This window comes from Paracoccus marinus (assembly GCF_007018965.1).
GTDB lineage: Bacteria > Pseudomonadota > Alphaproteobacteria > Rhodobacterales > Rhodobacteraceae > Paracoccus > Paracoccus marinus.
Window position 1 is genome coordinate 12,807 of sequence record NZ_VJYZ01000018.1, and the last position, 12,860, is coordinate 25,666.

Here is a 12,860-nt window from a genome sequence, read left to right on the forward strand (position 1 = left end):
CCCGGAGCGCGCCTTACCGCTTGGGGATCATCCCCATGATGCGCCGGGTTTCCTCGACGATCGGGGCCGAGATCGCGTCCGCGCGTTCGGCGCCCGCGCGCAGGATCCGGTCCAGTTCGCCTGGGTCGCGCATCAGGTCGTTCATGCGGCCCGTGATCGGCCCCAGCACCGCCACCGCCGCGTCCGCGAGCGCGGGCTTGAACGCGCCGAAGCCCTGCCCTTCGAACCGGGCGCAGATCGCGTCGGCGGTTTCGTCCGTCAGCGCTGCGAAGATGTTGACGAGGTTCTTCGCCTCGGGCCGGTCCTTCAGCCCCTCCATCGAGCCGGGCAGGGGCTCGGCGTCGGTGCGGGCCTTGCGGATCTTCTGGGCGATCGTGTCGGCGTCGTCCGACAGGTTGATGCGGCTGGCGTCCGAGGGGTCGGACTTCGACATCTTCTTCGTGCCGTCGCGCAAGGACATCACCCGGGTCGCCGGGCCTTCGATCACAGGCTCGGTCATGGGGAAGAAGTCCACGCCATAGTCATGGTTGAACTTGGCCGCGATGTCGCGGGTCAGTTCCACATGCTGCTTCTGGTCCTCGCCGACCGGCACGTGGGTCGCGTGATAGGCGAGGATGTCGGCCGCCATCAGCGCCGGATAGGCATAAAGCCCAAGGCTCACGGCCTCGGCGTTCTTGCCCGCCTTGTCCTTGAACTGCGTCATCCGGTTCATCCACCCCATCCGCGCGACGCACATCAGAAGCCAGCCAAGCTCGGCATGGGCCGGAACCTGGCTTTGCGCGAACAGGACCGACGCGTCGGGATCGACGCCCGAGGCAATGAACCCGGCCGCCGCCTCGCGTGTCTGGCGGATCAGCGCCTCCGGCTCCTGCCAGACGGTGATCGCGTGCAGGTCCACAAGGCAGTAGATCGTTTCCCGCTGCCCCTGCTGCGCCGCAAAGCGTTTCAGCGCGCCAAGGTAGTTGCCCAGCGTCAGCCCGCCCGACGGCTGGATGCCGGAAAAGACGCGCGGGGTGAACGCGCCTTTGGACGCGTCCGGGGTGGCGTCCGGTTGGGGTGCGAGGGACATCGGCGCTGCCTGCTTGGAAAACTGTCACCGGCGGATTACCCCTGACCCCGAACGGGCGCAACCGCCCTGCAACCGCCCCGCACCCCTCCCGCACCCCGACGAAGGACCAGACCATGCGCGCAGGCTACGACGAGAACCCGCTGAACCCCGTGCCGCCGGTGGTGTGGCTGATCGCCCTGCCGGTGATCCTGTCCGAGGCGGCGTTCGGGCTGGCGCAGGCCGGGTTCATCGGCGGCGGCCAGTATTCCGGCGGCGTGCTGCGCCAGCTTTGGGTCGAGCGCACGGCGCTGGCGCCAGAGGCGCTGCTGCGGATGTGGCAGTGGGGCGAGCCGGGGGCGCAGCTTTACCGGCTGCTGAGCTATCCGTTCGTCCATTATTCGTTCACCCACGCGGTGTTCGTGACGGTGTTCCTGCTGGCGCTGGGCAACATGGTCGCGCGGCAGATCCGCCCGCTGGCCGTCCTTTGCATCTTCCTCGGCGCCGCGATCGCGGGCGCGGCCGTCTATACGGTGGGGGCGGCGCTGCTGCCGACGGCGGGGTTCGGGCTGCTGGTCGGCGGGTATCCGGGCGTCTACGGCCTTCTTGGCGCCTTCACCTTCCTGCTGTGGACGCGGCTGGGGCAGGAAAACGCGAACCGGCTGCGCGCGTTCTCGCTGGTGGGGCTGCTGCTCGCGTTCCAGCTGGTGTTCGGGCTGCTGTTCGGGAACGCGGGCTACGCCTGGGTGGCCGAGATCGCGGGCTTCGTCACCGGCTTCGCGCTGTCATTCGTCCTGGTGCCGGGCGGCCTTGCCGACGTGAGGGCGCGCATCCGGCATCGGTGAGGGCGCTCGGGGCCTTCCCGCTCAGCGACGGCGGCGCAGCTGCCCGCGCAGATCGGCCACCCGCACCGCGCCGAATGCCAGCGCGGCCGCGCCGTAAACGGCCATGCCGCCGAAAACCAGCGCCGCCAGCGCCCCGTAGCGGTGGCCGGGCGATTGCAGCGCCGGGCCAAGCAGGCGCATCAGCCCCGCGACCGCCGCCCCCATCACCGCCGATGCCGCCACGATCCGGGGCAGGGCGCGGCGCATCCGCGCGTCGAACTGCGCCGCCGGGCCGAAGGCGCGGCTGCCCCACCACAGCTGCGCGGCCATCGTCCAGCCGGCGACGGTGGTCCCCAGCGCGGCCGCCGCATAGCCGATCAGCGGCGACAGCCCGACCGCGATCACCGCGTTCACTGCCATCGACCACAGCGCATAGCGGAACGGGGTGCGGGTATCCTCGCGCGCGAAGAACAGCGGCTGCTGCACCTTTTGCAGGGTAAAGGCGGGCAGCCCCACCGCGTAGATCGCCAGCACCAGCGCCGTCGGCCCCACGTCGTCCTGGTCGAACGCGCCGCGTCCGAAGAGGACCGAGATCAGCGGATGGGCCGCCACCGCAAGCGCGACCGCGCAGGGGACCGTCAGCAGCAGCGCGAACTCCGTCGCGCGGTTATAGGCGTCGCGCCCGCCCTGTTCGTCGCCCGCCTTCAGGCGCCGCGAAATGTCGGGCAGCAGCACCACCCCGATGGCGATCGCGACGACCCCCAGCGGCAGCTGGTACAGGCGGTCGGCATAGGTGAGCCAGCCGATCGCCCCCTCGTAGAACGACGCGACCTGCCGTCCGACCAGCAGGTTGACCTGCACCACGCCCCCCGCCAGCACGGCGGGCGCGGCGATCGCCAGAAGGCGGCGCAGGTCGGCCGTCATTCGCGGCAGCCGCAGCCGCAGCGGAAAGCCCATGCGGCGGGCCGCGAACCAGACCGTGCCCAACTGCACCAGCCCCGAGACCGGCGTGGACCACGCCATCGCCAGCCCCATGTCCCAGCCGAAGCGTTCCGCCATCAGCATCGCGGCGATCAGCACCACGTTCATCAGGACCGGCGCGGCGGCGGCCGCGACGAACCGCCCGCCCGCGTTCAGCAGCCCCGACAGCAGCGCCGTCAGCGACATGAGCAGGATGTAGGGAAAGCAGATCCGGCCGTAGATCACGGCCAGGGGAAAGCGTTCGTCGCCCGCAAAGCCCGACGCCATCGCCAGGACCAGCCACGGCATCGCGATGGTGGCGATCACCGATACCAGCAGCACGACCCCGAACAGCCCCGCGAAGGCGTCCTCGGCGAACCGTTTCGGGTCGTCGCCTGATTCCAGCTTCTTGGCGAAGATCGGCACGAAGGCGGTGTTGAACGCCCCTTCGGCGAAGAAGCGGCGGAACATGTTGGGCAGCGAGAAGGCGACCAGATACGCCTCGGCCACCGGGCCGGTGCCCAGGAACGCCGCGATCAGGATGTCGCGGGCGAACCCCACCACGCGGCTGGCCAGCGTCCAGCTTCCGACGGTCAGGAAGCCCGAGATCAGGCGGATCGGTTTCATCGTGCCGGGGTCCTTCGCAGCGACGGCCGCATCGCGCCCGCCGGTCGGTGAGGGGGATAGAAGCGGGCGCGGCGCGGGGCAAGGCCGCGCGCGCGGCGGTTGGCGCTTCTCAGCCCACGTCGCGCGCGCGTTCGGCGCCTTGGGCGATGGCGGCGCGCAGCTTGCGCTCAAGCGCGTCGCGCCGGGGCTGCTGGTGCAGCTTCAGCCCGAAGCTGTCCTTGACATAGAAGCTGTCCACCACCTGCGCGCCGAAGGTCGCGATGACGGCGCTTGCGATGCGGATGTGGTTGGCGGCCAGCGTCCGCGTCAGGTCGTAAAGAAGGCCGGGCCGGTCGCGGGTATCGACCTCGATGATGGTGTAGATGTCGGACCCCTCGTTGTCGAAGGTGACGTGGGTCGGAAAGCGGAAGGCGCGGTCGCGCTTCTTCATCCGGTCGCGGTCGGCGAAGGCCTCGCGCGGGACGACCTCGCCCGCCAGCGTGCGGTCGATCATCTTCCGCAGCCGTGGCAGCCGGTCGGCGGCATAGGGATGCCCCTGCTCGTCCTGCAGCCAGAACACCGCGGTCGCATAGCCGTCCCGCGTGGTATAGGTGCGCGCGTCCACGATGTTGGCCCCGACCAGCGCCAGCGCGCCCGCCAACCGTGAGAAGATGCCGGGGTGGTCGGCCAGCACGAACGCGGCCCGCGTCGCGTCGCGGGCCGTGTCGGGGTGCAGGTCGATGCGGATGTCGTCGGGCCCCGCCTGCGCCAGCAGCGCCGCGAACACCGCCTGCGTGTCGGCGGGCAGGCCCTGCCAGTAGGTGTCGTAGTGGCGCGACAGCTCGGCCTTGATCGCGCGCCCGTCCCAGTCCTTGGCGACCAGCATGTGGCGCAGGCTGCGGCGCGATTCATCGACCTGCTGGCTGCGGTTCACCTCTTCCAGGCCGCTTTCCAGCGTCTGCGCGGTCGCGGTGTAGAGCGTGCGGATCAGGTCCGCCTTCCAGTTGTTCCACGTGCCCGGCCCGACCCCGCGGATGTCACAGACGGTCAGGACCAGCAGCAGGTCCAGCCGCTTGCGGGTCTTTACCGCCTTGGCGAACCCCTTGAGCGTGCGCGGATCGCCGATGTCGCGCTTTTGCGCGGTGTCCGACATCAGCAGGTGATTGCGGACCAGCCACTCGATCGTCTCGACCTCGTCGGCGGGCAGCCTCAGCCGGGCGCAGACGCGCCGCGCCATCTGCGCGCCGATGATCGAATGATCCTCGGGCAGGCCCTTGCCGATGTCGTGCAGCAGCGTCGCAAGGTAGATGACGCGGCGGTTGATCTTGCCGCCCATCACCTCGGTCACGATCGGCAGGGTCTCGTCCTGTTTGCCGTGTTCGATCGCGGCGAGGGCGGCGACGCACTGGATCAGGTGCTCGTCCACGGTGAAGTGGTGATAGACGTTGAACTGCATCATCGCCACGATCCGCTCGAACTCGGGGATGAAGGCGCCCAGCACGTTCAGCTCGTTCATGCGCCGCAGCGCCCGCTCCGGCTCGCCGTGGCGCAAGAGCACGTCAAGGAAAATCCGCACCGCCTCGGGGTTCGAGCGCATGCGGTCGTCGATCAGGTCAAGGCTCGACGTCACCGCCCGCATCGCGTCGGGGTGGATCAGGATGCCGGTGCGGACGGCTTCTTCAAACAGGCGCAGGATGTTGAGGGGGTCGCGGCGGAACAGGTCGGGGTCGGCGATGGTCAGGCGGCCGTTCAGCTCTCTGAACCCCTCGCGCAGGTTGCGGCGCCGGCGCAGGAATCGCGACAGCGGCGCGCGGTAAAGGTGGCGGGTTTCCAGCGCGGTCAGGAACACCCGCGTCAGGTCGCCTACGCGCGTCGCGTGGCGGAAGTAATCCTGCATGAAGATTTCCACGGCCCGCCTGCCATGGCTGTCGTGGTAACCCATGCGGCGCGCCACCTCGACCTGCATATCGAAGCTGAGCGCATCGACCGCGCGCCCCGCGATCAGGTGCAGGTGGCAGCGGACCGCCCACAGGAAATCCTCGGCGTTCCAGAAGGTCGCGTGTTCGTCGCGGGTGAAGAAGCCCAAGTCCACCAGCTCGACCGCGCGGTCCACGCGGTTGATGTACTTGGCGATCCAGTAGAGCGTCTGCAGGTCGCGCAGGCCGCCCTTGCCCTCTTTCACGTTGGGTTCCAGCACGTAGCGCTGCCCGCCCTGCCGCTGGTGGCGGGCGTCGCGCTCGGCCAGCTTCGCCTCGATGAACTGGGGCACGGTGCGCTCGAACAGCTCGGGGCCAAGGCGGTTTCGCAGCTCCTCGGCCGTCAGCGCGTCGCCGCAGACGAGGCGGTGTTCCAGCAGGCTGGTGCGGATGGTGATGTCGGCGGCGCCGAGTTGCAGGCATTCGTCCACAGACCGCGTCGCCTGCCCGACTTTCAGCTTCAGGTCCCACAGCATGTAAAGAATCGATTCGATCGCGCCCTCGGCCCAGCCCGATGGCCGCCACGGCGTCAGGAACAAGAGGTCCACGTCAGAATGGGGCGCCATCTCGGCCCGGCCGTAGCCGCCGACCGCCATGACGGCCAGCCGCTCGCTGGTGGTCAGGCTGTGCTGGGGGTGCAGGCAGGTGACGGCGACGTGGTGGACGGCGGCCACGACCGCGTCGGTCACGGCGGCGATGGCGCGCACCGTCTCGCGCGCGGCGCGGGGGTGGGCGGCGAAGCCCGCCAGCACGTCGGCCATCGCCTGCGCCCGCGCGGGCGCGATGTGGGCCACGGTCGCGGCCCTGATCTCGCGCGGCTCGGTCAGGCCGTGGAGCGCCAGCTCGAGGGTCGGAATGAAGGTCGCGGGGTCGAACAACGGATGCGCCCCGGGCAATGCCGGGGCGCTTTGGGTCGGTTGGGGCAGGGGGCGGTCCGGCAACGTCAGAACCCGGCGCCGCCGAAGCTTTGCGGCGCGGGGTCGATGATCGTCAGCTGGTTGCCCCGGATCGTGGCGATGGACAGGCCGCGCTGGTTGGTCCCGTCGGGGCGCAGGCGGAAGACGCCGCTGATCCCCTGGAAGCCGTTCCCCGAGGTCAGGCCCGCCGTCGTCAGCGCGTTCGCGCGCCCCGCCCGCACCAGGGACGCGATGGCCGACACCGCGTCGTAGCCCAGCGTGCCAAGCTCATGCGGGGCCTCGCCGTAGCTTTGCTGGTAGCGCTGCGAGAACTGAGCGATGCGGGGCAGGTCGGGCACGGCGAACCAGCCGCCCTGCACGCCCGGCAGTTGCAGCCGCGACGCCGGCACGTCCCAGCGGGTCAGCCCCATCAGCTGGATCGAGCTCGAGGTGACGCCGTTCTTCGCCAGCTCGTCGGTCAGGTAGGGCAGGACCGAGGGCGAGTTGGCGGTCATGAATACCGCGTCGGCCTGCTTGGCGTTGGCGATCGCGGCGACCTGCGGGACGATTCCGTCGATCCCCTGCTCGGACACCGGATGGACCGCCTTGCCGGCCAGCGTCGCGCGGTTGCGTGCGATCGCCGCCTCGATCGCGGCGGCGCCGATCTGGCCGGACACGTCGTCCTCGGCCACGACCAGCACCCGGCGCTTGCCCTGCCGGACGCCGTAGCCGATCAGCCGGTCGGCGGTGTTGTAGAACGTGTTGCCCAGGACAAAGACGTTGCCGCCCGCGATGTCGCCGTTATTGGAAAACGCAAGGACGTTGACCCGCCCCGCGACCGCCTGCCCGACCGCGTTCGCCGAATCGGCGTGCAGCGGCCCGACGATGATCTTGGCGCCTGCCGCCATCGCCTCGTTCGCGCGCGCGACCGCCAGCGCGGGATCCGACCCGGTCTCATAGACTCGCAGGTCGATCCGCGCGCCTTGCGCGTCGGCGGCGGCCATCTTGGCCGAGTTCACGATCGAGCGCGCGATCCGGTCCAGCTCGGCGCTTTCGCCGCCGCCCGGGACAAGCAGCGCGACTGGGACCGGCTGGCTGGGGTCGATCGTCGGGCCGGTCTGCGGCCCCGTCGCGGTGGTCGTTCCGGTGGCGTCGCAGGCGGCGAGGAACGCGACGGAGACGAGCGCCGCAACCCGCATCAGCGGACGGGACAGGCGCGACAGGCCGCGACGGGGGGCAAGGGCGGTCATGGTGGGGGTCCTGACATTCCTGGGGACGATTTTCCCGTGCAGGGTAGTCACAGACGGGGTTTGCTGGCAACCTGCCGCGCCGGTCGGGCTTACCCGGAACGGCGCGCACGAAGGGGCAGGAAAATGCAGGACGACGATCCATCCACGGTGGCGGGTCCCGGCACCCCCGCGCTGGCCCCCGGCCTGTACCTGGTGGCCACCCCGATCGGCAACGCCCGCGACATCACCCTGCGCGCGCTGGACATCCTCGCCGGGGCGGACCTGCTCGCGGCCGAGGACACGCGGACGCTGCGTCACCTGATGCAGATCCACGGCATCCCGCTGCGCGGCCGCCGCATCGTGGCCCATCACGACCACAATGCCGAAGCGAGCGCCCGGGGCATCCTCGCGGCGGTCCGCGACGGCGCGTCCGTCGCCTACGCGTCCGACGCCGGCACGCCGCTGATCGCGGATCCGGGCTTCGAGCTGTCGCGCATGGCCGCGGCCGAAGGCCTGGCGGTGCAGACGGTGCCCGGCGCGTCCGCCCTGCTCGCCGCGCTCACGCTGGCCGGGCTGCCGACCGACCGCTTTATGTTCGCGGGGTTCGTGCCGTCTGCCAGGGGCGCGCGCCGAAGCTGGCTCGCCGAGGTCGCAGCGGTGCGCGCGACCGTCGTCATGTTCGACAGCCCGAGGCGCGTTAAGCAAACGTTGGAAGAGTTGTGCGAGATTGATGCGAATCGATCTACGGTGGTGTGCAGGGAACTGACGAAGAAGTTCGAAGAGGTGCTGCGGGGCACCGCCGCGGAACTGGCGGACCGGATCCCCGACGAAGGACTGCGCGGCGAAGTCGTGATCCTGCTCGCGCCACCCGCGCAGGTGGCCGTCGGCGACGACGTGCTGCGGGCGGCGCTTGCTGATCGCCTGGAGCGGATGTCGGTCCGGGACGCGGCATCCGAAGTGGCGGCCGAACACGGCGTGGCAAGGAAGCTTGCCTACGCGCTGGCGGTGGAAATGGGTCGGTCCGACACGGACGCGACCGGGGGGTGATGGATGGGGCAGCTTCATTTCGCAGGCATCGACGCAGCGCGGTCTCAGCGCAGCCGGTCCGGCCGGGTCGTGCGCGGCCTTTCGGCCCAGGCCTCCGGCGCGGCTGCCGAGCGGCTGGTCGAGGATCGATACGCGGCGCTGGGCTGTGCCGTCCTCGCCCGGCGCTGGCGGGGTCCGTCGGGCGAGATCGACCTGATCCTGCGCGACGGCGCCTGCGTCATCTTCGTCGAGGTCAAGAAATCCGCGACCGTCGACATGGCCGCCGAACGGCTTGGGCGGCGGCAGATGGACCGCATCTGCAACGCCGCGCTCGAGTTCTGCGAGACGTTGCCGACCGGATCGCTGACGGAAATGCGCTTCGATGCGGCGCTGGTCGACGCCACGGGCAAGGTCGAGATCGTCGAGAACGCGTTCGGGCAGCACTGAGCGTCGCCGCTTGCATCGGTGCAGCGCGCAGGCAACAACCGCGCTGACGAGCAAGGAGTGTCGCGGATGAGCCTGTACGTTGCCCTGCAGATGGACCCGGTCGAGAACGTCTCGATCACGGCGGATTCGACCTTTCGGATCGGGCTCGAGGCGCAGGCGCGCGGGCACAGGCTGTTCCAGTACACCGTCGACCGCCTTTATTTCGACGAGGGCAAGGTGCGCGCCGTCGGCCGTCCGGTCGAGTTGCGGGCCGAGGCGGGGCGCCACGTCCAGTTCGGCGACTGGGCCGACGTCGATCTGACAGACTTCGACGTGGTCTGGTTGCGGCAGGATCCGCCGTTCGACATGGCCTACGTCACCTCGACCCATCTTCTGGATCGCATCCACGGCGAGACGCTGGTGGTGAACGACCCGTTCTGGGTCCGCAACCATCCCGAAAAGCTGCTGGTGCTGGACTTTCCCGACCTCACGCCGCCGACGATGATCGCCCGCGATCCGGCGGCGATCCGCGCCTTTCGCGAACGCCACGGCGACATCATCCTGAAGCCGCTTTACGGCAACGGCGGCGCGGGCGTCTTTCACCTTCGGCCAGGCGATCCGAACCTGTCGTCGCTGCTGGAAACCTTTGCGGGCATCAACCGCGAGCCGATGATCGCGCAGAAATACCTGCCTGCGGTAGTCAGGGGCGACAAGCGGATCATCCTGGTGGATGGCGAGCCGGTGGGGGCGATCAACCGCGTGCCCGCTGCGGGCGAAGCGCGATCGAACATGCATGTGGGCGGTCGTCCCGAAAAGGTCGGGCTGACCGACCGGGAACGCGAGATCTGCGCGCGGATCGGACCGGTCCTGCGCGACAAGGGCCAGATCTTCGTGGGTATCGACGTGATTGACGGCTGGCTGACCGAGATCAACGTCACCTCCCCCACGGGCATCCAGGAGCTCGAGCGTTTCGACGGCATCAATGCCGCCGCCCTGATCTGGGAGGCGATCGAGCGTCGCCGGTCTGCGCGGGCCTGATTGGCGGACCTGACCCCTTCAGGCGCGCTGACCCTGCCGAAACGAAGAACGCCGGCCCTCGCGGACCGGCGTTCGTCGTTGCAACCACAGCGGCCGATCAGGCGCCGCTGAGCGTCTTGGCCACTTCCGCGGCGAAATCTTCCTGCTTCTTCTCGATGCCCTCGCCGACCTCGACGCGGGCATAGCCCACGACCTCGACGCCCGCCTGCTTTGCGGCTTCGGCGACGGTCAGGTCGGGGTTGATGACGAACTTCTGGCCCAGAAGCGTCACTTCCTCGAAGAACTTCGCCATCCGGCCGACGATCATCTTCTCGATCACCGCGTCCGGCTTGCCCGACTCGCGCGCCTGCTCGGTCAGGACCGACTTCTCGCGCTCGATCAGCGACGGGTCCAGATCGTCCTGCGACAGCGAGGCCGGGTTGGTCGCCGCGATGTGCATCGCAATCTGGCGCCCGATCTCGGTGTTGTCGCCCTTCAGCGCGACCAGCACGCCGATCTTGCCCATGCCCTCGGCGGCCGCGTTGTGGACGTAGCTCACCACCTGGTCGCCGCTGACCGCGACCATGCGGCGCAGCGACATGTTCTCGCCGATGCGGGCGATCGCGTCGGTCAGGACTTCCGAGACCGGCTTGCCGCCGACCGGGGCGTCGTTCAGCGCCTCGACCGAGTCCACGTCCAGCGCCGCTTCGGCGATGCTGCGGACCATGTTCTGGAAGTCGACGTTCTTGGCGACGAAGTCGGTTTCCGAGTTCACCTCGACCGCGATGCCCTTGCCGTCCTTGACGGCGACCGCGACCAGCCCCTCGGCCGCGACGCGGCCCGATTTCTTGGCGGCCTTCGCCAGGCCCTTGGTCCGCAGCCAGTCGACCGCGGCTTCCATGTCGCCGTTTGTTTCGGTCAGCGCCTTCTTGGCGTCCATCATGCCTGCGCCAGTGGATTCGCGCAGTTCCTTCACCATCGCGGCGGTAACGGCCATGGATCACTCTCCTGAATATCGGTGTGGGACGGGCGGGACTTAGCCCCGCCCGATGACGTTTGGATGACGCCGGGCGTCATCCCCAGCGGGTCAGGCCGAGGCGCCTTCGGTCGCTTCGGTGGCGTCGGCGGGCTCGGCGTCGGCCAGATCGTCCAGATCCTCGGCCGGCGCGTCGGTCAGCGCGCCAAGGTCGACGCCCGCCGCACCCATCTGCGCCGACATGCCGTCGAGCGCCGCGCGTGCCGCGAGATCGCAGTAAAGCGCGATCGCGCGCGCCGCGTCGTCGTTGCCCGGGATGACGTAGTCCACGCCCTTGGGCGAGGCGTTGGTGTCGACGATCGCCACAACCGGGATGCCCAGCTTGTTGGCTTCCAGCACCGCGAGGTCTTCCTTGGTCACGTCGATGACGAACAGAAGGTCCGGCAGGCCGCCCATGTCGCGGATCCCGCCCAGGCTCGCCTGCAGCTTGGCCTGCTCGCGCTCCATGCCCAGACGTTCTTTCTTGGTCAGGCCCTCGGCGCCCTGGTCCATCGCCTCGTCGATCTGCTTGAGGCGCTGGATCGACTGCGAAACGGTTTTCCAGTTGGTCAGCGTGCCGCCGAGCCAGCGGTGGTTCATGTAGAATTGCGCGGATTTCTCGGCGGCTTCGGCGACGGCGCGCTGCGCCTGGCGCTTGGTGCCGACGAACAGGACGCGCCCGCCCTTGGCGACGGTGTCGCGCACGACCTGCAGCGCCGCGTCCAGCATGGGCACGGTCTGCGTCAGGTCGAGAATGTGGATGCCGTTGCGGTCGCCGTAGATGTATTCGGCCATCCGCGGGTTCCAGCGCTGCGTCTGGTGACCGTAGTGAACGCCAGCTTCAAGCAGCTGACGCATGGAGAAATCGGGAAGCGCCATGTCCATGTCCTTTCCGGTTTGCGCCTTGGCAGGGGATTCAGGGCGTGGTGAGCGCCCCAACCGGTGGACCCGCGACGGATTTCTCCCGCCGAAGGCCCGCCCCTGCCTGTGAAGTGCGTGCGCCATAGCGCAACTGCCGCCGGGGCGCAAGCGCAGGAAGGGCGGCATTTTAGCGGCAATCGAGGTGCGGGCGGCCGCCCTTCAACCGAAACTTAACCCGCCTGCGTCAGAAGGGCGGGACGGCTTGTGCAGCGGGGGACCGGGACATGCAAATTCAGGCGCTCCTTCAGGCGCGTCACACGGCGCGCGTCCGATGACGGCGACGCTGGTGCTGGCGGAACGGCTGGACCTGCCCGCGGCGCGGCCGCTGGCGCGCGACCTGATTGCCAACGAGGGCGAGGACCTGGCGATCGACGCGGGCCGGGTGGCGCATCTGGGCGGCCTTGCGCTGCAGCTGCTGATCGCCGCGACGCGGCGGTGGCGGGCCGAGGGGCTGTGCCTGACGGTCGCGCCGCGCTCGGTGGCGTTCGACGACGCCGTCCGCCTGTTCGGGGTCGCCGAGGGCGACCTGCCCGATGCGGGGGATGCGACATGTCGCTGAACATCCTCGCGGTGGACGACAGCCGCACCATCCGCGACACGCTGCGCATCACGCTGGTGTCGGCGGGCATGATGGTCACCACGGCCGACGACGGGCTGCACGGGCTGCAGCTTCTGGAGCAGATGGACCGGCCCGACGCCATCATCTCGGACATCAACATGCCGCGGCTGGACGGGTTCGGCTTCATCCGTGCCGTGCGCGGGATCGAGCATCTCCGGGCGGTTCCGATCCTGGTGCTGACGACCGAAAGCGCGCCCGAGCTGCGGGCGCGGGCCCGCACCGCCGGGGCCACCGGCTGGATCGTCAAGCCGTTCGATCCGGGCCGGCTGATCCGGTCGCTGCGCCTGGTCGCGGGTTGAG

Annotated in this window: 12 protein-coding genes; 6 read left to right on the forward strand and 6 right to left on the reverse strand. The window is 69.6% G+C overall.

Annotated features, from left to right (window positions below):
• Positions 1 to 13: 13 nt before the first annotated feature.
• Complete coding sequence (gene trpS, locus FNF32_RS09105) at positions 14 to 1,069, reverse strand: tryptophan--tRNA ligase (protein WP_131672989.1); 1,056 nt, start codon at positions 1,067 to 1,069, stop codon at positions 14 to 16.
• 113 nt (positions 1,070 to 1,182) lie between these two features.
• On the opposite strand from trpS, the gene FNF32_RS09110 reads away from it, so the two are divergent.
• Positions 1,183 to 1,890 carry a rhomboid family intramembrane serine protease gene (locus tag FNF32_RS09110; RefSeq protein ID WP_131672990.1) on the forward strand — a complete coding sequence of 236 codons (708 nt, stop codon included), beginning with the start codon at positions 1,183 to 1,185 and terminating at the stop codon, positions 1,888 to 1,890.
• Between the two features lie 21 nt (positions 1,891 to 1,911).
• Here the strand turns inward: FNF32_RS09110 and murJ are convergent, their stop codons facing one another.
• From murJ to FNF32_RS09125, 3 genes are all read right to left on the reverse strand, one after another.
• Positions 1,912 to 3,456, reverse strand: coding sequence for a murein biosynthesis integral membrane protein MurJ (gene murJ / locus FNF32_RS09115; RefSeq protein ID WP_131672991.1), 1,545 nt, complete (start codon positions 3,454 to 3,456; stop codon positions 1,912 to 1,914).
• A 109-nt stretch (positions 3,457 to 3,565) separates the two neighbouring features.
• Positions 3,566 to 6,352 carry a [protein-PII] uridylyltransferase gene (locus tag FNF32_RS09120; RefSeq protein WP_131672992.1) on the reverse strand — a complete coding sequence of 929 codons (2,787 nt, stop codon included), beginning with the start codon at positions 6,350 to 6,352 and terminating at the stop codon, positions 3,566 to 3,568.
• 2 nt (positions 6,353 to 6,354) lie between these two features.
• Positions 6,355 to 7,557 carry a penicillin-binding protein activator gene (locus FNF32_RS09125; protein WP_131672993.1) on the reverse strand — a complete coding sequence of 401 codons (1,203 nt, stop codon included), beginning with the start codon at positions 7,555 to 7,557 and terminating at the stop codon, positions 6,355 to 6,357.
• Positions 7,558 to 7,680: 123 nt separating this feature from the next.
• On the opposite strand from FNF32_RS09125, the gene rsmI reads away from it, so the two are divergent.
• The 3 genes from rsmI (at position 7,681) to gshB (ending at position 10,026) form a co-directional block, all read left to right on the forward strand.
• Positions 7,681 to 8,583: a 16S rRNA (cytidine(1402)-2'-O)-methyltransferase gene (gene rsmI / locus FNF32_RS09130; RefSeq protein ID WP_131672994.1), complete on the forward strand. Its 903-nt coding sequence runs from the start codon at positions 7,681 to 7,683 to the stop codon at positions 8,581 to 8,583.
• Between the two features lie 3 nt (positions 8,584 to 8,586).
• Positions 8,587 to 9,009, forward strand: a complete 423-nt coding sequence (locus FNF32_RS09135; RefSeq protein WP_185961909.1) for a YraN family protein — start codon at positions 8,587 to 8,589, stop codon at positions 9,007 to 9,009.
• A 66-nt stretch (positions 9,010 to 9,075) separates the two neighbouring features.
• Positions 9,076 to 10,026, forward strand: a complete 951-nt coding sequence (gene gshB / locus FNF32_RS09140) for a glutathione synthase (protein WP_131672995.1) — start codon at positions 9,076 to 9,078, stop codon at positions 10,024 to 10,026.
• 97 nt (positions 10,027 to 10,123) lie between these two features.
• On the opposite strand, the gene tsf is transcribed toward gshB, so the two are convergent.
• Positions 10,124 to 11,002: a translation elongation factor Ts gene (gene tsf, locus FNF32_RS09145; RefSeq protein WP_131672996.1), complete on the reverse strand. Its 879-nt coding sequence runs from the start codon at positions 11,000 to 11,002 to the stop codon at positions 10,124 to 10,126.
• Between the two features lie 90 nt (positions 11,003 to 11,092).
• Positions 11,093 to 11,905, reverse strand: coding sequence for a 30S ribosomal protein S2 (gene rpsB, locus FNF32_RS09150; RefSeq protein ID WP_246087759.1), 813 nt, complete (start codon positions 11,903 to 11,905; stop codon positions 11,093 to 11,095).
• Between the two features lie 307 nt (positions 11,906 to 12,212).
• Here rpsB and FNF32_RS09155 point away from each other — a divergent pair, with 307 nt between their 5' ends.
• Positions 12,213 to 12,500: an STAS domain-containing protein gene (locus FNF32_RS09155; protein ID WP_131672997.1), complete on the forward strand. Its 288-nt coding sequence runs from the start codon at positions 12,213 to 12,215 to the stop codon at positions 12,498 to 12,500.
• Positions 12,491 to 12,859: a response regulator gene (locus tag FNF32_RS09160; RefSeq protein ID WP_131672998.1), complete on the forward strand. Its 369-nt coding sequence runs from the start codon at positions 12,491 to 12,493 to the stop codon at positions 12,857 to 12,859. The genes FNF32_RS09155 and FNF32_RS09160 overlap by 10 nt, the downstream gene beginning before the upstream one ends.
• Position 12,860 lies beyond the last annotated feature (1 nt).

Excerpts from the sequence above, each read along its gene's own strand:
- FNF32_RS09160 (WP_131672998.1), top strand. The coding sequence starts at position 12,491 with ATGTCGCTGAACATCCTCGCGGTGGACGACAGCCGCACCATCCGCGAC.
- trpS (WP_131672989.1), bottom strand. The coding sequence starts at position 1,069 with ATGTCCCTCGCACCCCAACCGGACGCCACCCCGGACGCGTCCAAAGGC.
- rsmI (WP_131672994.1), top strand. The coding sequence starts at position 7,681 with ATGCAGGACGACGATCCATCCACGGTGGCGGGTCCCGGCACCCCCGCG.
- FNF32_RS09155 (WP_131672997.1), top strand. The coding sequence starts at position 12,213 with ATGACGGCGACGCTGGTGCTGGCGGAACGGCTGGACCTGCCCGCGGCG.
- tsf (WP_131672996.1), bottom strand. The coding sequence starts at position 11,002 with ATGGCCGTTACCGCCGCGATGGTGAAGGAACTGCGCGAATCCACTGGC.
- FNF32_RS09135 (WP_185961909.1), top strand. The coding sequence starts at position 8,587 with ATGGGGCAGCTTCATTTCGCAGGCATCGACGCAGCGCGGTCTCAGCGC.
- FNF32_RS09110 (WP_131672990.1), top strand. The coding sequence starts at position 1,183 with ATGCGCGCAGGCTACGACGAGAACCCGCTGAACCCCGTGCCGCCGGTG.
- rpsB (WP_246087759.1), bottom strand. The coding sequence starts at position 11,905 with ATGGACATGGCGCTTCCCGATTTCTCCATGCGTCAGCTGCTTGAAGCT.
- gshB (WP_131672995.1), top strand. The coding sequence starts at position 9,076 with ATGAGCCTGTACGTTGCCCTGCAGATGGACCCGGTCGAGAACGTCTCG.
- murJ (WP_131672991.1), bottom strand. The coding sequence starts at position 3,456 with ATGAAACCGATCCGCCTGATCTCGGGCTTCCTGACCGTCGGAAGCTGG.
- FNF32_RS09125 (WP_131672993.1), bottom strand. The coding sequence starts at position 7,557 with ATGACCGCCCTTGCCCCCCGTCGCGGCCTGTCGCGCCTGTCCCGTCCG.